The sequence below is a fragment of the Kaistia defluvii genome (assembly GCF_026343955.1).
Classification (GTDB): Bacteria; Pseudomonadota; Alphaproteobacteria; order Rhizobiales; family Kaistiaceae; genus Kaistia; species Kaistia defluvii.
The window spans coordinates 553,042-571,013 of record NZ_JAPKNI010000002.1; the positions used below are offsets into that span (position 1 = coordinate 553,042).

Annotated in this window: 17 protein-coding genes; 7 read left to right on the forward strand and 10 right to left on the reverse strand. The window is 65.6% G+C overall.

The window, feature by feature from the left end:
• The first annotated feature begins 312 nt into the window (after positions 1 to 312).
• From cysG to OSH10_RS06895, 6 genes are read left to right on the forward strand one after another with little or no spacing between them, the layout of a single operon-like run.
• The gene (gene cysG, locus OSH10_RS06870) at positions 313 to 1,755 is read left to right on the forward strand and encodes a siroheme synthase CysG (protein ID WP_266330891.1); all 1,443 of its coding nucleotides are present in this window, start codon (positions 313 to 315) and stop codon (positions 1,753 to 1,755) included.
• A gap of 22 nt (positions 1,756 to 1,777) precedes the next feature.
• On the forward strand, positions 1,778 to 2,098 hold the full coding sequence (locus OSH10_RS06875; RefSeq protein ID WP_266330892.1) for a DUF2849 domain-containing protein: 321 nt from the start codon (positions 1,778 to 1,780) through the stop codon (positions 2,096 to 2,098).
• 3 nt (positions 2,099 to 2,101) lie between these two features.
• On the forward strand, positions 2,102 to 3,760 hold the full coding sequence (locus OSH10_RS06880) for a nitrite/sulfite reductase (protein WP_266330893.1): 1,659 nt from the start codon (positions 2,102 to 2,104) through the stop codon (positions 3,758 to 3,760).
• Positions 3,747 to 4,499, forward strand: coding sequence for a phosphoadenylyl-sulfate reductase (locus tag OSH10_RS06885; RefSeq protein ID WP_266330894.1), 753 nt, complete (start codon positions 3,747 to 3,749; stop codon positions 4,497 to 4,499). Before OSH10_RS06880 ends, OSH10_RS06885 begins: the two co-directional genes overlap by 14 nt.
• A 1-nt stretch (position 4,500) precedes the next feature.
• Positions 4,501 to 5,028: a DUF934 domain-containing protein gene (locus tag OSH10_RS06890; RefSeq protein ID WP_266330895.1), complete on the forward strand. Its 528-nt coding sequence runs from the start codon at positions 4,501 to 4,503 to the stop codon at positions 5,026 to 5,028.
• Positions 5,029 to 5,034: 6 nt separating this feature from the next.
• Positions 5,035 to 5,367, forward strand: a complete 333-nt coding sequence (locus OSH10_RS06895; protein WP_266330897.1) for a 2Fe-2S iron-sulfur cluster-binding protein — start codon at positions 5,035 to 5,037, stop codon at positions 5,365 to 5,367.
• A gap of 186 nt (positions 5,368 to 5,553) precedes the next feature.
• Here the strand turns inward: OSH10_RS06895 and OSH10_RS06900 are convergent, their stop codons facing one another.
• The 5 genes from OSH10_RS06900 to OSH10_RS06920 all read right to left on the reverse strand — a co-directional run bounded on the left by OSH10_RS06900 (position 5,554) and on the right by OSH10_RS06920 (position 10,664).
• Entirely contained in the window at positions 5,554 to 6,690 is a 1,137-nt protein-coding gene (locus OSH10_RS06900) for an ABC transporter permease (protein ID WP_266330898.1), read from the reverse strand.
• Positions 6,687 to 7,667 (reverse strand): ABC transporter ATP-binding protein, encoded by a 981-nt coding sequence (locus OSH10_RS06905; protein ID WP_266330899.1) that lies wholly within the window; start codon positions 7,665 to 7,667, stop codon positions 6,687 to 6,689. The genes OSH10_RS06900 and OSH10_RS06905 overlap by 4 nt, the downstream gene beginning before the upstream one ends.
• Positions 7,668 to 7,669: 2 nt before the next feature.
• Positions 7,670 to 8,632 carry an HlyD family secretion protein gene (locus OSH10_RS06910; protein ID WP_266330900.1) on the reverse strand — a complete coding sequence of 321 codons (963 nt, stop codon included), beginning with the start codon at positions 8,630 to 8,632 and terminating at the stop codon, positions 7,670 to 7,672.
• 1 nt (position 8,633) lies between these two features.
• Complete coding sequence (locus OSH10_RS06915; RefSeq protein WP_266330901.1) at positions 8,634 to 9,398, reverse strand: CerR family C-terminal domain-containing protein; 765 nt, start codon at positions 9,396 to 9,398, stop codon at positions 8,634 to 8,636.
• 306 nt (positions 9,399 to 9,704) lie between these two features.
• The gene (locus OSH10_RS06920) at positions 9,705 to 10,664 is read right to left on the reverse strand and encodes an NAD-dependent epimerase/dehydratase family protein (RefSeq protein ID WP_266330903.1); all 960 of its coding nucleotides are present in this window, start codon (positions 10,662 to 10,664) and stop codon (positions 9,705 to 9,707) included.
• 154 nt (positions 10,665 to 10,818) lie between these two features.
• Between OSH10_RS06920 and OSH10_RS06925 the strand changes: the two genes are divergently transcribed.
• Entirely contained in the window at positions 10,819 to 11,889 is a 1,071-nt protein-coding gene (locus tag OSH10_RS06925) for an NAD(P)H-dependent flavin oxidoreductase (RefSeq protein WP_266330905.1), read from the forward strand.
• A 175-nt stretch (positions 11,890 to 12,064) separates the two neighbouring features.
• Here OSH10_RS06925 and OSH10_RS06930 read toward each other — a convergent pair whose 3' ends face one another.
• The 5 genes from OSH10_RS06930 to OSH10_RS06950 form a co-directional block, all read right to left on the reverse strand.
• Positions 12,065 to 12,850 (reverse strand): ATP-binding cassette domain-containing protein, encoded by a 786-nt coding sequence (locus tag OSH10_RS06930; protein WP_266330906.1) that lies wholly within the window; start codon positions 12,848 to 12,850, stop codon positions 12,065 to 12,067.
• A 4-nt stretch (positions 12,851 to 12,854) separates the two neighbouring features.
• Positions 12,855 to 13,826 (reverse strand): ABC transporter permease, encoded by a 972-nt coding sequence (locus OSH10_RS06935; protein WP_266330907.1) that lies wholly within the window; start codon positions 13,824 to 13,826, stop codon positions 12,855 to 12,857.
• A gap of 165 nt (positions 13,827 to 13,991) precedes the next feature.
• A complete protein-coding gene (locus tag OSH10_RS06940; protein ID WP_266330908.1) occupies positions 13,992 to 14,924 on the reverse strand; it encodes a substrate-binding domain-containing protein in 933 nt (310 codons plus the stop codon).
• 244 nt (positions 14,925 to 15,168) lie between these two features.
• A complete protein-coding gene (locus OSH10_RS06945; RefSeq protein ID WP_266330909.1) occupies positions 15,169 to 16,446 on the reverse strand; it encodes an NAD(P)/FAD-dependent oxidoreductase in 1,278 nt (425 codons plus the stop codon).
• Positions 16,447 to 16,453: 7 nt separating this feature from the next.
• Positions 16,454 to 17,836, reverse strand: coding sequence for an aspartate aminotransferase family protein (locus tag OSH10_RS06950; protein ID WP_266330910.1), 1,383 nt, complete (start codon positions 17,834 to 17,836; stop codon positions 16,454 to 16,456).
• Between the last annotated feature and the right edge of the window lie 136 nt (positions 17,837 to 17,972).

Consider the following 17,972-nt stretch of genomic DNA (forward strand, 5'->3'; position numbering starts at 1 on the left):
GGCGGCGGAGGTAGCGAACTCGTTTAAGGCGACAAAGTAAGTCGTGTATTCGAGGCGGGGGGTCTTGGCTGCGCAGGCCGTCGGCCAAGACCTCGTTTGTCCAGCATCCGCGCGAGATCTGGCGCGCGAGGGTCCCAGAGCGGTGAATACGCAGGCGCCGCCGCACCCTGGCGTCTGCGTGGAATGTTTTTCCAAGTCTCTTCCAGAGATTGGAACGCCCGTCGTCGTCTTCCCTCGGTCAACTCTCTACAAAGTCTGCAATCGTTCCAGACTTTGCGATCCCTTGTCCGGGTCGCGCCCAGGGAGAGACGGATGGCCTCGGTCCATCGTTCGGTTCAGCGCAAGCTCGGTACGTTTCCGGCCTTTCACAAGGTCGAGGGGCGGCGCGTCGTGATCGTCGGCGGCGGTGGCGAGGCGGCGGCCAAGGTCCGCCTGCTTTCGGAGACTAGCGCCGATCTCGTCGTGTTCGCGGCAGAGCTGGAAGACGAGGCGCGCCGCGATATGGAAGCCGCCGGCGCGTCCTGGATCGCCCGGGCGCCGATCGCTGCCGATCTTGCCGACGCGGCGCTGGTGTTTGCCGCGACCGGCGAGCTGGAAGCCGATCGCGCCGTGCGCGATCTCGCCAAGTCCGTTGGCGTGCCGGTCAATGTCGTCGATCGCCCCGATCTCTGCGATTTCTATACGCCGTCTCTGGTCAACCGCGCGCCTCTCTCGATCGCCATCTCGACCGAAGGCGCTGCTCCCGTCCTGGCGCGGCATGTGCGCGCCCGCATCGAGGCGATGCTGTCGCCCCGCCTTGGCGATCTCGCCAATCTGGCCGAGAGCTTGCGCTCGCGCGTTGCGGAGAAGATCGCGCCGGGCGAGGGACGTCGTCGCTTCTGGGCGCATTTCTTTACCGGCACGACCGCCGCCAAGGTGCTGGCCGGTCAGCTGGCGGAAGGCGCTGTGGATGCCGTCGCGGATATCGAGCGCGCCGCCGATGCTTCGAAGGCGGCTGGCGTTGGCCATGTCAGCCTCGTCGGCGCAGGTCCGGGTGCGGAAGATCTGCTGACGCTGCGCGCGCAGCGGCTGCTGCAGGAAGCCGACGTCATCGTCTACGACAAGCTGGTGCCGGACGCGATCGTCGCCATGGGTCGCCGCGACGCGCTCAGGATCTATGTCGGCAAGGCCAAGGGCGCCCATGCCGCCAGCCAGGACGAGATCAACGCCATTCTGGTGCGGGAGGCAACCGATGGCCGCCGCGTTGTCCGGCTGAAGTCGGGCGATCCGCTGATCTTCGGCCGCGCCGGCGAGGAAATGGCCGCGCTCCGCGCCGCCGGCATCCCGTTCGATATCGTGCCGGGCATTACCGCCGCCTTCGCCGCCGCCGCCGAGAACGAGATTCCGCTGACATTGCGCGACGTTGCCTCGAGCCTGGTGGTCGCCACCGGCCACGACATGCGCGGCGATACGCTGCCCGATTGGGCGGGCCTGGCGCTCTCGGGCGCGACGGTCGCCGTCTATATGGGCCGCAGCGTCGCCACCAAGGTCGCGGGCAAACTGATCGAGAACGGCCTGCCGCCATCGACGCCGGTGGCTGTCATCGAAAACGCCTCGCGCGCCGACCGACGCGCTTATGCGGGCCGGCTGGATGAACTGGCGGAGATTGCCGACCGCCCGGAACTCGACGGCCCCGTCGTCATCATCGTCGGCCGCGTGGTCGCCGAGAGCGCATTGGGCGTTTCGCCGCTTCCGCTCGTGGCGATGGCGGCGTGAAGACAAGCATCTGGAAAGCGCAATGACCGACAAGCTCATCACAGCGAACCATCTCGGCGACGGGCTCGTCGTGTTCCTGACCGCCGAGGGTGGCTGGTCCTACAAGCTCGCCGACGCCCGCGTCATTGCCGATGCCGAGTTGGAACCCGCGCTCGCCCTCGCCAAGGCCCAGCACGAGGCGGGCATCGTCGTGGATCCCTACGAGATCGAGGCGACGGTCGTCGGGGGCATTCCCGTTCCGGTCCGTCTGCGCGAGCGAATCCGCGCCGCCGGCGGACCGACCGTCACCTATGGCGAGGCCGAGATCGCCGAACGCGCCGCCACTTTGAAGCATGCAGGTTGAGTGATGTATCGCTACGACGAGTTCGACCATGAGTTCGTGACCGCCCGCGTCGCGCAGTTCCGCGACCAGGTCGGCCGGCGCGTTTCCGGCGAATTGACCGAAGATCAGTTCAAGCCGCTGCGGCTGATGAACGGCGTCTATCTCCAGTTGCATGCTTACATGCTGCGTGTCGCCGTGCCCTATGGCACGCTGAACAGCGAGCAGATGCGCATGCTGGCGCATGTGGCGCGGAAATATGATCGCGGCTATGGCCATTTCACCACGCGGCAGAACATCCAGTACAACTGGCCGAAGCTGTCGGAGATCCCCGATGCGCTGGCCGAGCTTGCCTCGGTCGAGATGCACGCGATCCAGACCTCGGGCAATTGCATCCGCAATGTCACGGCCGACCATTTCGCCGGCGCCGCCGAGGACGAGGTCGCGGATCCGCGCCCCTATGCCGAGATCCTGCGGCAATGGTCGTCGCTGCATCCGGAATTCGTCTTCCTGCCGCGCAAGTTCAAGGTCGCCGTCACCGGCGCCGAGCGCGACCGCGCAGCGATCCAGGTGCATGACATCGGCCTGCATCTGAAGAAGGATGCGGAAGGCCGGCTTGGCTTCGCGGTCTATATCGGCGGTGGCCAGGGCCGCACCCCGATGGTGGCGAAGAAGATCCGCGACTTCCTGCCCGAGGAGGATCTGCTCTCCTATTCGGAAGCGATCCTGCGCGTCTACAATCTGAACGGCCGCCGGGACAACAAGTACAAGGCGCGCATCAAGATCCTCGTCCACGAGACCGGCGCCGATGAAATCTCGCGCCAGGTCGAAGAGGAATGGGAGCGCATCCGCCACGGCGCGCTGAAGCTGCCGCAGGGCGAAGTCGAGCGTATCCGCGAGTATTTCGCGGCGCCCGACACGCTGACGGCGCTGCCGCCGAGCCCGGTGCTGGCAATCGAGCGGGCACGCGACCCGGAATTCGATGCCTGGGTCGAGCGCAACACCCATCCCCACCGCATCCCCGGCCATGTTTCGGTGACGATCTCGCTGAAGCCGATCGGCGGCACGCCGGGCGACGCGACTGCCGACCAGATGGACGTGGTGGCCGATCTCGCCAAGCGGCTCGCCTTCGACGAGATCCGCGTCAGCCATGAGCAGAATCTCATTCTCCCGCATGTGGCCAAGCGCGATCTCAAGGCGATCTATGACGAGCTGGTGGTGGCGGGCCTCGCGACCGCCAATGCCGGCCTCGTCACCGACATCATTGCCTGCCCGGGGCTTGATTATTGCGCGCTCGCCAACGCTCGCTCGATCCCGGTGGCGCAGCGCATCTCGCAGCGCTTCGGCGACATGGCCCGCCAGCGCGACATCGGCGACCTCAAGATCAAGATCTCCGGCTGCATCAACGCCTGCGGCCACCACCATGTCGGCCATATCGGCATTCTCGGCGTCGAGAAGAAGGGCGAGGAATTCTACCAGATCTCGCTCGGCGGCTCCGGAGACGAGCATTCCTCGATCGGAGAGATCATCGGCCGCGGCTTCTCGACCGAAGAGATCGTCGACGCGATCGAGACGGTGGTCGACACCTATATCGCCAAGCGCGAAAGCCACGACGAGACCTTCCTTGCCGCCTATCGCCGCCTTGGCCAGGCACCCTTCAAGGAAGCGCTCTATGGGCAGGCTTGAACCAGTAGCCTTCGGCTTCGATCATGAAAGCGCGGGGCTGCAGGAAGCCGCGATCCTCAATGCGCGCTTCAGCGGGCTGAGCGCCCAGGAGCTGGTGGCCCGCTCGCTCGAGGAGATCTTCCCGGGCAAGATCGCGCTTGTCTCTTCCTTCGGCGCGGAATCGGCGGTCCTGCTGCATCTGGTCGCGTCGATCGACCGTCATGTGCCGGTGGTGTTCGTCGATACGCTGCGTCTCTTTCCGGAGACGCTGGCCTATCGAGACGCACTGGCGGATCGGCTGAGCCTGACCGACATGCGAACGGTCAAGCCGGAGCCGGAAAAGCTTGCCGTAGCGGACCCTTACAAGGCGCTTTGGATGACGGACGCGGACGCCTGCTGCCATGTCCGCAAGACCGAGCCTCTGGCGCGCGCCATGGAGGGCTTCGATGCCTGGTTCACCGGGCGCAAGCGTTTCCAGGCCACGACGCGCGCCGCGATTCAGTCCTTCGAGCAGGACGGCGCGCGGATCAAGGTCAATCCGCTGGCCTCCTGGGGCGTCGATGAGCTGAAGGCCTATATGGCCGAGCACGATCTGCCGCCGCATCCGCTGGTGGCGCAGGGTTACCCTTCGATCGGTTGCCAGCCCTGCACATCGAAGGTAAAGCCCGGCGAGGATGCGCGGGCGGGCCGCTGGCGAGGTCTGGAAAAGACCGAGTGCGGCATCCATCTAGGTCTCGAGAAAGACGGAAGCGGCATCTGACATGAGCCTCTGGAAGAACGGATCCTTTGTCCTGGACGCGTTTCAGCGCGTCGCCGACGACGAGGCGATCGGTGCGAACGACGCGGTGATCGTCAGCCTGGCGCGGTTTCGCGCCGAGCGCGATGCATTGCTCGCCCGCTCGGCGCCGCTTGGCGTGGTGATCGAGCCCGGCGCCGACTGGTCGGATATCGTAGAGGACCTGCCGCGCTTCGCGGTGGTAGCGGCGGATCTGCCGAAATTCGCCGATGGCCGGGCTTTCTCGATTGGCCGGCTGCTGCGGGATCGCGACGGCTTCACCGGAGAACTGCGCGCTGTCGGGGCGTTCTTCCTCGACCAGATCCCGTTTCTGAAGCGGGTCGGCTTCGATGCGTTTTCGACCGAGGACCCGCTTGTGCTAAAGGGACTTCGCGAAGGCCGCTGGCCGGAAGTGACCGAATATTTGCAGCCCGTCGCCGATCATGGTGAGGTGCCGGCGGGAACGCGCCCCTGGGCACGGCGACCTTCGGCCCCGGCTGCCGAGCAAGGATAGGATTTCATGAAGATCTTCGTCACCGATCATGCGGGCGTCGAGCATGAGCTGGAAGCCCTCGAGGGCTGGCGGGTGATGGAAGTCATTCGCGACTGGAATATCGGCATCAAGGCCGAATGCGGCGGCGCCTGCGCCTGCGCGACCTGCCATGTCTATGTCGATCCGGAATGGGTCGACCGACTGATCCCGATGAGCGACGAGGAAGAGGAGCGGCTGGACGACGCGATGGCGGTCAAGTCGAACTCGCGCCTGTCGTGCCAGTTGCTGATGTCCGACGAACTGGACGGCCTCCGCGTCCGCTTGGCGCCGGGCAGCGAGCCGGAAGAACTGGCGGCGTAAGGCAGGGCTTAGAACAGACCCTCACCCCAACCCTCTCCCGCGAGCGGGCGAGGGAGCTCGCCTGCGCCCGTCATCGAAGTCTTGCCTAGCACCGGGCCGCATCAATGAAGATTGCCGGCTGAAAAGCCCTCGCCCGCTTGCGGGAGAGGGTTGGGTGAGGGGCTTGATTGGATTCTGTGTCGCCCATCAGTCCAGCGTTCTGCGATAGCGGAACAAGGCCAGGGCGCCGACTGCCAGCCAGAAGGCGACAAGCGGCCATATCTCGTTGACGAGATCGGCCGGGCCGCTGCCCTTCAGCATGATGCCGCGCACCGAGCGGATGTAATGCGTGATCGGCAGCGCGCTACCAATCACCTGCGCCCAATCCGGCATGCCCCGGAACGGGAACATGAAGCCCGACAGCAGGATCGACGGCAGGAACCAGAAGAAGGTCATCTGCATCGCCTGCATCTGGTTGCGGGCGATCGTCGAGAAGGTGTAGCCCAGCGTCACGTTGCAGCCGATGAAGAGGAAGGTAACGCCGAGCAGTACCGCGAACGAGCCCATCATCGGCACATGGAACAGGATCTGCGCACACACCAGGATGACCGCGACCTGCACCAGCCCGAAGCCGATATAGGGCACGATCTTGCCGATCATGATCTCCAGCGGCGTCGCAGGCATCGCCATCAGGTTTTCCATCGTTCCGCGCTCGATCTCGCGCGTCAGCGCCAGCGCCGTCATCAGGATGGTGGTCATGGTCAGGATGGTGCCGAGCAGGCCGGGCACGATGTTGTAGGCGGTGATCCCTTCCGGATTGTAGCGGCGCTGGATGACGAGATCGACCGCTATAGGCGGGCTCGCCTGCGTCGCGAGCGGCCCGGTCAGCTCCCGCTTCAGCGCGCTGGATAGAATTTGGGGCAGGGCGCCCAGCGCGTTCGAGGTCGCCGCCGGATCCGTGGCGTCGGCTTCGACCAGCAATTGCGGCCGGGTGCCGCGCACCAGATCGCGCTCGAAGCCGGGCGGCAGGGTGATCACATAGCTGGCCGAGCCGTCGATCAGCGCCTCGTTCGCCTCGGCCGGGCTGGCGAGGCCTGGCGCGATCGAGAAATAGCCCGACGCTTCCATCGCCGCGACGATGGTCCGGGTCGCCGGACCGCTTTCGGCCGCCACCATCAGCGTCGGCAGGCGTTTCGGATCGAGGTTGATGGCATAGCCGAACAGCACCAGCTGGATGATCGGAATGCCGATGATCATCGCGAAGGTCAGTCGGTCGCGCCGCATCTGGATGAATTCCTTCACCATCAGCGCGAGGATGCGGGAGAGCGAGAAGCCGGAGCTCATGACGGGGATTCGGCTTTGGCGGTGCCATTCGCCGAGTGGTCGCGCGCCCGCGCTTCCTGCATCAGGCGGATGAAGACGTCCTCCAGGCTGGTTTCGCCGGGTTCGGCCAAGGCGTCGGAATGGGTCTCTACCAGCGCGGCGTCGACCGCCTGTTTCAGCGCGACGGCATCGGGCCCGACGACGTGCAGATCATTGCCGAAGGGTGCTACCTGCTCGACGCCCGTCTTTTGCCGCACGAGCCGGGCGATCGCGCCGACATCGTGGCCGCGGACAACGATGGTCGAGAGCCCCGAGCGCTCGATCACCTCCGCTACCGTACCGCGTGCGACGATCTTGCCATAGGCGATGTAGATGATGCGGTGGCAGCGCTCGGCTTCGTCCATGTAGTGGGTCGAGACAAGGACGGTCAGCCCGTCCTCCGCGAGCGCATGGATCTCGTCCCAGAACTCACGGCGCGCCTGCGGGTCGACCCCGGCGGTCGGCTCGTCGAGCAGCAGCAGCTTGGGCTGGTGCATGACCGAGGCGGCCAGAGCGAGGCGCTGTTTCCAGCCGCCGGAAAGCGAGCCGGCCAGTTGGTCACGACGCTCATACAGGCCGAGCCGTTCCAGCGTCTTCTTCACGATGGCGGATCGATCGGGCAGGGCATAGATCCGCGCCACGAAATCGAGGTTTTCGCGAATCGTCAGGTCTTCGTAATAGGAAAAGCGCTGCGTCATGTAGCCGACCTGGCGCTTGATGCGATCGGCGTCCCGCAGGATGTCGAGCCCGAGGCAGGTGCCGCTGCCGCCATCGGGTCGCAGCAGGCCGCAGATCATCCGGATCGTCGTCGTCTTGCCCGAGCCGTTGGGACCCAGAAAGCCGACGATCTCGCCGCGCCGCACGTCGAGCGACACGTCGTCGACCACGGTCTTGTTGCCAAATCGCTTGGTCAGGCCGTGAATGTCGATGATGATTTCTTCGGGCCTGTCCCCCGCCATGGCTATTGCGCCGCCGCCGCGAGCTGGACGTCGACGGGCTGGCCAGGATCGAGCTGTTCAGCCTCTCCCTCCGGTCTCGCCTCGACGCGGAAGACCAGCTTGGCGCGGCTCTCCTTGGAATAGATCACCGGCGGCGTGAACTCGGCGTCGGTGGCGATGCTCGCGACGGTGGCGGTCAGCCCCTGGGCGCAGCCATCGCAGAGAATGCGGACCGTCTGACCGGGATGCACGGAGGAGCGAGCGGCTTCCGGCACGTAGAACAGGATTTTGCGCGCGCCTTCCGGCAGGAGCGAGACGACGGCCTGGCCAGCCGGTACCAGCTCGCCGACCTGATAGTAGACCTCTTCGACACGGCCGGCTGCGCCGGCGTGCTGGGATCGCCGCGCGAGCTTCGTCTCGGCAGCCGTTACGGCGGCGGCAAGCGCTTGCACCTGCTGTTCCGCGGCCGCGATCTGGTCGGGCCGGGCGGGAAGGGTGGCGACCGCCCGGTTTTCCCGCGCCGCCTCCACCCGCGCCCGGGCGGAATCGAGATCGGCCTTGGACTGGTCGAGGGTCGCGACCGCGACGACGGCCCGGGTCGAGAGGTCGCGATTGCGATCGTAGGTCTTCTGCGCCACCGTCAGCGACGCCTCGGCGTCAGCGACTTGCGCGTCCAGCACGCGGATCTCTTCCGGCCGCTTGCCGGTCTGGAGATCGGCGAGGCTCGCCTTGGCTTGCGCGAACTGGGCCTTGGCCTGGGAAAGTGCGGCCGTCTCGTCGCGATCGTCGAGGGTGAAGAGCGCGCCGCCGGGCTGGACGGGGTCGCCGCGCCGGACGGAAAGCGCCGTCAGGCGTCCTGTAGCCTCGGCCCCGACCAGCACATAGTCGGCATCGACATATCCATGCAGCGGCGCGTTTCGCCCGCCGTCGCCGCAGCCGGCCAGAAGCAGCAGCGCGACGATCCAGGGCGCGTGGCCTGCCCGCATGTCATCCCTCGCCGACCAGCGCCTCTCCAACCAGCAGATCGATATGCTCGGCAACGACACGTCGGATCTCCTCGCGGTCCTTCGTTGCCAGCGTATCGCGACCGAGTTTTTTCAGCACCATCGGACGGCCGACGCAGAAGATGACGAACTGGCCGGAGATCGCGAAGGAACGCAACGTCGCCTCTTCCGAGCGCGGGTCGAGATCCAGTAGCAGCGCCACCAGATTGGTGGTCGTGCTCTGGCATTGCATCATGAAGTCGTAGATGACGTCAAAGGTCGAGGATGGTTCCATCTGTTCGCGCATGATGAAGCGGCCCCAGAGCTCCGCCTCCGCTTCGCCCAGCATGGAATCGATGTGGACATCGACGATACGCTGCAAAAGGCGACGGGCGGTCGGGCGGTCGATGTTGCCTTTCAGCGCATCGGCCGCAGCGGTGATGCTGTCGCCGATCCGAGCCTGCATCTGCTCGACGACATATTCGGCGACGGCGCGATGCAGGGCGTCCTTGCTGCCGAAATGATAGACGATGGCGGCGAGATTGGCTCCGGCGCGCTTGGCGATGTCGCGGGTGGCGGCGCCCTCGAAGCCATAGCGGCCAAACACGTCGAGGGCGGCGAGCAGGAGACTTTTGCGTGTTTCGGCGCCGCGATCCTGGCGCGCACGCCTATAGTGGCGCGAGGCCGGGAGCTGTGACAGCTCGGCGCCCATGTCGGCTTCAAGCACAACCTCGGCGATCGGCTCCGCGTCGAACTCTGGTCGTTCCATGGCTACAGCTTCCGCGTTCATACCCGCATGACTCCGATTCACTCCGCCCCGCTGGCAACGTCATGCAGCCACGCGAAGAAGTCAATCGATCGATTTAATTTATGCCGGACTATAAATTGCGTCGGCGGGCTTGCGAAACCGGCCCTGAATCCCCAAGGAAATCAACATCGAAGCTGAAGAACATAGCATGCTGGCGGCTGACGATGGCACGGCGCTAGGTCCGGCCTGCGGCTTCGGCGGCGTCCGGTGGTTGCAGCCGGCGACCGGCCCCTGTCCGGGAGGCCGGATCGCCGGAATCTGCATCTTTCACCCGGTCTTGACGATGCCCTTGCCGATCAGCCAGTCGACGGCCTCGCGCACCGCCTCGAACGAGGTGTAGCGGGGTTGGTAGTCGAGATGGCGTTTCGCCTTGTCGATGCTGCAGTTCGGGCTGTGGGCGATGTGGTCGTATGTCTGTTCGACGATCTCGGCGCTGTGCGCCTGCTTCCATTGCTCCCAGGGCAGGTAGGACAGCTTCGCCTCGTGGCCGAACCAGGAGGATACCGCTTCGGCATAGCCGCGCAGCGTCACCGCCTGCGACGACACCGTATGGAAAGACTCTCCGATCGCCATGCTCCAGTTGCCGATCGCCTTCATGAACATCTGCGCCACGTCGTCGGCATGGACGTGGTGCACTGTCTCCAGGCCGAAGTTCGGCAGGACCAGTTCCTGGCCCTGCGCCAGCGTCGAGAATACCGCCGGGTCGAAATGGCCGGCCGGATTGAGCGGCGCCCAGCCGGGGCCGACAATGTGGCCGGGATGCACGATGGTGGCGGGGAATGCGTTTCGCTGCGCCTCGTGCATCAGATAGGCTTCGATCGCGGCCTTCTGGGTTCCGTATTCGCCGAAGGGACGGCGGGCGACGGTCTCCGGCGTCGGCACGGCGACGCTCGGTCCATGCACCCAGATCGTGCCGGTATGCAGGAAATGCTCGACCCGCCCGCGCAGGGCGTCGACCAGCAGTTGGGCGCTCGGCAGGGTGAAGCAGATCATGTCGATGACGATGTCAGGACGGAGATCGCTGATCTTGGCGCCGAAGGTGCCGGCGCGGTCCTCCGCCTCGCGATCGAGTGTCACCGTCTCGACCTGCGACCAGGCCGCGTTTGGCTGGTAGGCTTCGCGCTGGCCCCGCGCGACGTTGACGACTTCAAACCCCGCGCCCACCAGACGTGGCACCAGATAGGTACCGACATGGCCGCTGCCTCCGATCACGATGACCCGTGTCATGGACCTGTCCTCCCGTTTTGCCTGGCGAGGATGTTACCGAAAGCGCGGAGGCAAGCCAGAGCCGCGGCGAGCTCCAGAGGGGTTGCCAGCATGTTTATGTTGAGGTCCCGCGTGGTGTTATCGTCAAAATCCCATGCATGACAGGAGTCGCCCGATGACCGATTGGCCCGATCGCCGCATTCTGGACCTGTTCGGGATCGAGTATCCGGTGCTGCTGGCGCCGATGGCGGGTTTTGGCACGCCTGAACTGGCGATCGCCGTGGCGGAAGCGGGCGGTCTCGGCGCGCTGGCCTGCGCGACACTCACGCCAGAGCAGTCGCGCGCGGCGCTGGATCGCATCCGCGCGGCGACCGCCAAGCCGATCAATCTGAACTTCTTCTGTCACCGTCCGCCCGAGGACGACCCCGAGCGCGAGGCGAGCTGGCGAGCGAGACTATCCCCCTATTATCGCGAACTCGGCCTCGATCCTACGATGGCGGTGGCGCCATCCAGCCGCGTCCCCTTCGACGACATTTTCTGCGAGGTGGTCGAGGCCTATCGGCCGGAAGTTGTGAGCTTCCATTTCGGCCTGCCGGAGAGAGGCCTGCTCAACAGGGTCAAGGCAGCGGGCGCCAAGGTGATCTCGTCCGCCACGACGATGGCCGAGGCGCGGTATCTCGAGGCGGAGGGCTGCGACGCCATCATCGCGCAGGGCGCCGAAGCCGGTGGCCATCGCGGCATGTTTCTGACCGCAGATGTTTCCGGCCAGATCGGCACGGTCTCCCTGGTGCCGCAGGTGGTCGACGCGGTCCGCGTTCCGGTGATCGCCGCCGGCGGCATCGCCGATGCGCGCGGCGTCGTCGCCGCCCTGGCCCTCGGCGCCGCGGCGGTGCAGATCGGCACCGCCTTCCTGCTGTCGCCGGAAGCCAGGATCTCGCCGCAGCATCGCCGTGCGCTCGAAACCGCCGAAGCGGACGAGACGGCGATCACCAATGTCTTTACCGGCCGCCCTGCGCGTGGCGTGGTCAATCGGCTGATGCGCGAACTCGGTCGCTTTTCTGCCGACGCGCCCGCCTTTCCGCTTGCCGCCGGCGCGCTGGCGCCGCTCCGGGCCGAGACGGAGCCGCTCGGTTCGCGCGATTTCATGCCGCTCTGGTCCGGCCAGTCCGCGCGTCTGGCGAGATCGAGGCCGGCGGGCGATTTCGTCCGCTCGCTTGCAGCCGAGGTGCTGGCGAAGATTGGCTGATGCCGGGGGAGGCGCAGGGGTTGTCCTTCACCTCGCCGCGCACGCTTCCTCCGGAGGCGGGAAACCGGGGTGGCAAGCTGTCAATCGGGAGGGTGCGACGATCTCGCCGGCCTGAGGCTCTCAAAGGAAAGGGCGGCCTGATGCCGCCCCTTCAAACCTTTGCGGGAGCCCGGCCTCAGTGCGTATTCGGCCCGAGCGCGTGCGCCAGTTCCTCGTCGGTCATGCCGGTGATCACCCGTTCCACCGCCTCGACCGTCGTCTTCTTCGGGTCGATGTCATCCGCCACCACCTTGCCGCGCCGCATCACGACAATGCGGTCGACGACCTGGAAGACATGGTGGATGTTGTGGGCGATGAAGATGCAGGAATGGCCTGAATCCCGCGCCCCGCGCACGAAGCGCAGCACGCCCTGGGTCTCGGCGACGCCCAGATTGTTGGTCGGCTCGTCGAGGATGATCAGGTCGCTGTCGAAGTGCATGGCGCGGGCGATCGCCACCGCCTGCCGCTCGCCACCCGACAGCGAGCCGATCGGCGTCTCGGGCGGGATGTTCTTGCTGATGCCGACCTGCCTGAGCAGGTCGCGCGCGACCTGATTCATCATCTCGGTATCCATGCGGTTCAGGAAGGGCGGCCCCTTGATGGGCTCGCGGCCGAGAAACAGGTTCCTGGCGATCGAAAGCTGCGTCACCAGCGCCGAGTCCTGGTAGATGGTCTCGATGCCGGCGGCGATGGCGTCGGTCGTCGACTTCATCTCGACCTTCTTGCCGCGCACATAGATCGAACCGCTGGTCAGCGGCACGGCGCCCGAAAGCACCTTGATCAGCGTCGACTTGCCGGCGCCATTGTCGCCGAGAAGCCCGACGATCTCCCTTTCCCTGACGGTGAAGCTGACATTTTCCAGGGCCTGGATGCGGCCATAGAACTTGCTGACATTGTCCATGCGGATGAGTGGTTCGCTCATGATCTCATGTCCCCGCGTGGTGGCGGCGTTCAAGCCACGAATGCAGGGCCATCATGCCCAGGATGATGGCGCCGATGAAGATGTTGTAGGCGAGGCCCGGCACACCGATCAGCACGATGCCGTTGCGCATGACGCGCAGGATGAAGATGCCGAGCACGGTGCCGATGATGGTGCCGCGACCGCCGGTCAAGGCTGTGCCGCCGATGACGACCATGGCGATGACTTCGAGTTCGTAGCCCATTCCACTATTGGGATTGGCGGCGGACGTGCGCACCGAGGAGATGATGCCGGCGAAGCCCGCCAGCGTCGAACACAGGATGAACAGCGCCACCTTGGTGCGGTCAACGTTGACGCCGCGCGCTCGCGCAGCACCGGGGTTGCCGCCGGATGCCTGGATCCAGTTGCCGACACGGGTGCGGTTCAGCACGTAGCCAAGGATGATCACGGCGGCGATGAACCAGAACAGCGACATGTAGATCCGGAACGGGCCGACATAGAAATCGCCGACCAGCACCTCGGCCAGCCAATGCCCGCCCGCGTTCCAGGTGCGCTGCGGGAAGCCGTTGGTGATGAACAGTGCCGTTCCGCGCACGACGAGCAGCATGCCCAGCGTGACGAGAAAGGAAGGAATCTTCAACTTGGTGACGAACCAGCCATTGACCAGGCCGATCAGCGCCGCGACCACGATGGCGATCAGGAAGCCTATCTCCATCGGCACCATGCCGCCATTGACGAAGGTCCACATCAGCACCGGCGTGAAGCCGAATACCGATCCGACCGAAAGGTCGAATTCGCCCGACGTCATCAGCAGCGTCATGGCGAGCGCGATGAGGCCCAGTTCAACGGTAAAGGCGAGGGTGTTGCCGATGTTGAGCGGCGACAGGAACTCGGGATTGATCGCCCAGAAGACGAAGAGTTCCAGGGCAAGAAGAATGAAGGGGCCGAATTCGGGCCTGGCAATCAGGCGTCGCAGCATCGGGAATTTCCTTGAGGCTCAGACCGTCGATGCCGCGGAGGCGTCGCGTCAGATGGCAAGCGCTAGGGAGCCGCGGACACAAGGTCGCGGCGGCAGCAGTCATGCAGCGGATGATGAAAGGCATTCGCGACGGCGGACCGCCGCGAATGCCCGCGATGCCGGAGCTTACTTGCCCGAAAGGATGTCGTCGTAGAGCTGCGCGGTGTCCTTTTCGTAGAGGGCACCGGTGATGACGTTGAAGCCCGGAGGAATGCCGCTGGCTGCCATGTTGGCGAGCGAGAGGGCGACATAGGACGTCGCCTGCGGATCCTGCCACTGGGCGGCGTTCACATAACCCTGCAGCACTTCCTGGGTGGTGTCGAGCGAGTTGCCCCAGCCGACGACCGGGATTTCGCCCGGCTTGACGCCGACCTGGTCGAACACGCGCTTGATCGATCCATTGACCAGATCGCCCATGCCGATGATCGCCTTGATCTTGGCGCGGTTGGTGGTCAGGTAGTCCGACATGCGGGTGATGATCTCGCCCTGGTCGAGCGTAGTATCCGTGACTTCCCAGGTGATGCCGAGCGGCTTGAAGACCGAAGCGATGCCTTCTTCTTCCTGCACGCCATAGGTGGCGCCGGGCACTTCAACTGGCATCCAGACGAAATCGCCTGCTTTCACATGGCCCTTGTCGACCAGATACTGCGCCCAATGGCGGCCGAAGACGACGTTGTCGCCGCCGACATAGGCGTTGAACGAAGCCTTGGGATCGGGCGTGTTGAAGTTGATGATCGGGATCTTGGCGGCGTTCGCTTCCTTGGCGATCTCGACGAGGCTGCCCGGATCGGGGCTCGACGTGACGATGCCGTCCGCCTTGGCGGCGATGGCCGCGCGCAGGGCTTCCTGCTGCGAGGGCACGTCATTGCCGTGGAACGAGGTGTTGACGGTATTGCCCGTATCCTTCGCCCATTGCTGCGCACCGGCGAGGAAATAGGTCCAGACCGGATCGGCCGGCGTGCCGTGCGAGACCCAGTAGAAGGTCTTGGCGTTGGCGGCGGCCGGGATTGCTAGCGCTAGCATTGCGCCGGACAAGAGTATCGTCAGCTTCTTGAACATGGTCGTCCTCCCAATGAACTTTCTTGTTCCCTTGACCACGGCTCTGGCTGCCGTTCAGCCGCTATTTTGCGGCGCGCATGCGACCCCTCCGGGTTGATTCCCGTCATCGGCGGCAGCGGTCTCGGGGGGAGACTGACAGAAATGCCGCACGCGTCAACTGCTGGTGCGACAGATTGTCCAGGAAAATGACATCGCTGTCATTGCGGGCGCGCCTCGGCTCGCTCTGGGCCCGGCCCCGGTGACGTCAGATCCGGTCGCGCAGGGCGAACCAGCTCATGCCGGCGACCAGCGCCGGCCAGCGCAGCAGCTTGCCGCCGGGAAAGCGCGGGCAGGGCAGGGCTGCGAACGCGTCGAGCTTGGCGGGATTGCCGAGGATGGCCTCGGCCAGGATCTTGCCGCCGTAAGGCGCCAGCGCCACGCCCTGGCCGGAATATCCCGAGGCTGCGTAGACGCCGTTGCGCACCTTGCGCAGGAAGGGCAGACGGTTGACCGTGACGGCCAGCGTGCCGCCCCAGGCATGATCGATCCGCGTCCGCTCGAGCTGCGGATAGATCTTCAGCAGATGTCGCCGCACGAAGGCGAAAATATCGGCGGGGTCGGTGCGGGAATAGGTTTCGCCGCCGCCAAACAGGATGCGGCCGTCCGGCGTCGGGCGCCAGTAATAGACGACGAAGCGTGAATCGGAGACGGCCTCGCCGCCGGGAAGGAGGCCGCCAGCCCCACCGGCGCCGATCGGTTCCGTCGTCAGGATGAAGTTCTTGATCGGCATGGCACGGGTCTCGACTTCCGGATCGATGCCGTCGAGCAGGCCATTGCCGGCGAGCACGATGATCTCGGCCTTGATGCGGCCACGCGGTGTCTCGATCACCGGTTGCGCGCTGTCGACGAGCTTTGTCGCCGCCGTGCCTTCGTGGATGCGCGCGCCCGCCTTGGCGCCGGCGCGCGCCAGCCCCTGCGCGAATTTGAGCGGGTGCAGATGACCGGCGGTACGGTCGTAGCGGCCACCGAAATAGCTGGTGCTCCCGATCATGGGCGCCAATTGCTCGCGGTCGATCCATTCGGCCGGCGCATAGCCATAGTCGCGGTTCAGCACGTCGACATAGTGGCGTTCCTCGGCGACGAGGCGCTCCTTGTGAACCGCCTCGATCAGGCCGGGACGCCATTCGGCATCGATCGCGTGCTTGTCGATCAGCCTGTGGACCAGGGACTTGGCTTCCTCGGCCAGCCCGAACAGCTCCAGCGCCGCCGGTTTGCCGAGCCGCTTTTCCAGCCATTCCTGATCGCGCCGCTGGCCGGTATGCAACTGGCCGCCATTGCGGCCCGAAGCGCCCCAGCCGACCTTCTCCGCCTCGATCAGGATCGTGTCGATGCCGGCTTCGGCGAGATGCAGCGCCGCCGACAGCCCGGTATAGCCGCCCCCGACGATGACGACATCGGCGCTGGTGTCGCCATCGAGCGGCGGGAAGGCCAGCGTCGGGTCGGCGGTTTCGGCGTACCAGGAGGGGGCATGCGGCTTGCTCATGCGCGCCTCACAGCAGGCCAAGCCGCTTCAGCTCGGCCTGGGTATCGTCAAGCGTCTTGCGGGCAGAGGCGAGCAACTGGTCGGCCTCGTCATGGGAGAGCGTCAGCGGCGGCGCGATGATCAGGCTGTCGCGCACCGCGCGCATGACGAGGTTGTTGGCGAGGGAGATGTCGCGGGCGATCGTGCCAACCCTGCCGGTATCGGCGAATTTTTCCGCCCGCGCCGGCTTGTTCGGCACTAGCTCGATGGCGCCCATCAGGCCGGTCATGCGCGCCTCGCCGACCAGCGGATGATCGCCGAGCGCCCGCCAGCCTCGTTGCAGATAGGGGCCGATATCATCGCGCACGCGTTCGACCAGCTTCTCTTCCTCGATGATGCGGAGGTTTTCCAGCGCCGCCGCCGCGGTGACCGGATGCGCCGAATAGGTGAAGCCGTGGTGGAATTCGCCGGCGTCGTACAGCACGTCGGCGACCTTATCGGAGACCATGACGCCGCCGATCGGCAGATAGCCGGACGAGATGCCCTTGGCGATCGACATCAGATCCGGCTCGATGCCGAAGGTCTCGGAGCCGAACCAGTTGCCGGTGCGGCCGAAGCCGGTGATGACCTCGTCGGCAACCAGCAGGATGTCGCGCTTCTCCAGGATGCGCTTCACTTCCGGCCAGTAGGTGGCGGGCGGGATGATGACGCCGCCGGCGCCCTGGATCGGTTCGGCGACGAAGGCGGCGATGTTGTCCTCGCCGATTTCCTCGATCGCCCTTTCCAGCTCGCGCGCGGCGAAGATGCCGAACTCGGCCTCGCTCATTTCGCCGCCCTCGCCGAACCAGTAGGGCTGGGCGATGTGGTGGATGCCGGGGATCGGCAGGCCGCCCTGGCTGTGGATCGAGGTCATGCCGCCGAGGCTGCCGCCGCCCATGGTCGAGCCGTGATAGGCGTTTTTGCGTGCGATCAGCACCGTCTTGTCCGGCTTGCCGAGGCTCGCCCAATAGTGGCGGACTATGCGGATGACGGTGTCGTTGGCTTCCGACCCGGAGCCGACGAAGAAGACCCGGTTGAACTGCGGCGGCGTGATCGCGGCAAGCTTCTCGGCCAGCGCGATCGCCGGCGGATGGGTCGACTTGAAGAAGGTGTTGTAGAACGAGAAATCCGCCATCTGCCGCTGCACGGCCTCGGCGATCTCCTTGCGGCCGTGTCCGATGTTCACGCACCAGAGGCCGGACATGCCATCAAGGATCCGGTTGCCCTCCGAATCCCAGATCCAGGAGCCTTCCGCGCGGACGATCACCCGGCTGCCTTCGGTATTCAGGCTCTTCATGTCGGAAAAGGCATGGATGTGGTGCGCCGCGTCGCGGGCGCGGTAGTCGGCAGTGGCGTTGGATGGCTTCGTCATGAGCAGGTCCGGTTGCGGGACTTTCTAGATTGCCGGTGGCGCCGAAGCAGCTTTCGTTTGCCTGGATACATCGGTCCTTACTTCACCTCTCCCTGAGGGAGAGGTCGTTGGCCGAAGGCCGGCGGGTGAGGGGTAC

Bases quoted from the DNA above. Each gene is read 5' to 3' on its own strand.
- cysG (WP_266330891.1), top strand. From the start codon at position 313: ATGGCCTCGGTCCATCGTTCGGTTCAGCGCAAGCTCGGTACGTTTCCG.
- OSH10_RS06920 (WP_266330903.1), bottom strand. From the start codon at position 10,664: ATGACACGGGTCATCGTGATCGGAGGCAGCGGCCATGTCGGTACCTAT.
- OSH10_RS06945 (WP_266330909.1), bottom strand. From the start codon at position 16,446: ATGAGCAAGCCGCATGCCCCCTCCTGGTACGCCGAAACCGCCGACCCG.
- OSH10_RS06875 (WP_266330892.1), top strand. From the start codon at position 1,778: ATGACCGACAAGCTCATCACAGCGAACCATCTCGGCGACGGGCTCGTC.
- OSH10_RS06900 (WP_266330898.1), bottom strand. From the start codon at position 6,690: ATGAGCTCCGGCTTCTCGCTCTCCCGCATCCTCGCGCTGATGGTGAAG.
- OSH10_RS06890 (WP_266330895.1), top strand. From the start codon at position 4,501: ATGAGCCTCTGGAAGAACGGATCCTTTGTCCTGGACGCGTTTCAGCGC.
- OSH10_RS06935 (WP_266330907.1), bottom strand. From the start codon at position 13,826: ATGCTGCGACGCCTGATTGCCAGGCCCGAATTCGGCCCCTTCATTCTT.
- OSH10_RS06915 (WP_266330901.1), bottom strand. From the start codon at position 9,398: ATGGAACGACCAGAGTTCGACGCGGAGCCGATCGCCGAGGTTGTGCTT.
- OSH10_RS06930 (WP_266330906.1), bottom strand. From the start codon at position 12,850: ATGAGCGAACCACTCATCCGCATGGACAATGTCAGCAAGTTCTATGGC.
- OSH10_RS06895 (WP_266330897.1), top strand. From the start codon at position 5,035: ATGAAGATCTTCGTCACCGATCATGCGGGCGTCGAGCATGAGCTGGAA.
- OSH10_RS06925 (WP_266330905.1), top strand. From the start codon at position 10,819: ATGACCGATTGGCCCGATCGCCGCATTCTGGACCTGTTCGGGATCGAG.
- OSH10_RS06880 (WP_266330893.1), top strand. From the start codon at position 2,102: ATGTATCGCTACGACGAGTTCGACCATGAGTTCGTGACCGCCCGCGTC.
- OSH10_RS06950 (WP_266330910.1), bottom strand. From the start codon at position 17,836: ATGACGAAGCCATCCAACGCCACTGCCGACTACCGCGCCCGCGACGCG.
- OSH10_RS06940 (WP_266330908.1), bottom strand. From the start codon at position 14,924: ATGTTCAAGAAGCTGACGATACTCTTGTCCGGCGCAATGCTAGCGCTA.
- OSH10_RS06885 (WP_266330894.1), top strand. From the start codon at position 3,747: ATGGGCAGGCTTGAACCAGTAGCCTTCGGCTTCGATCATGAAAGCGCG.
- OSH10_RS06910 (WP_266330900.1), bottom strand. From the start codon at position 8,632: ATGCGGGCAGGCCACGCGCCCTGGATCGTCGCGCTGCTGCTTCTGGCC.
- OSH10_RS06905 (WP_266330899.1), bottom strand. From the start codon at position 7,667: ATGGCGGGGGACAGGCCCGAAGAAATCATCATCGACATTCACGGCCTG.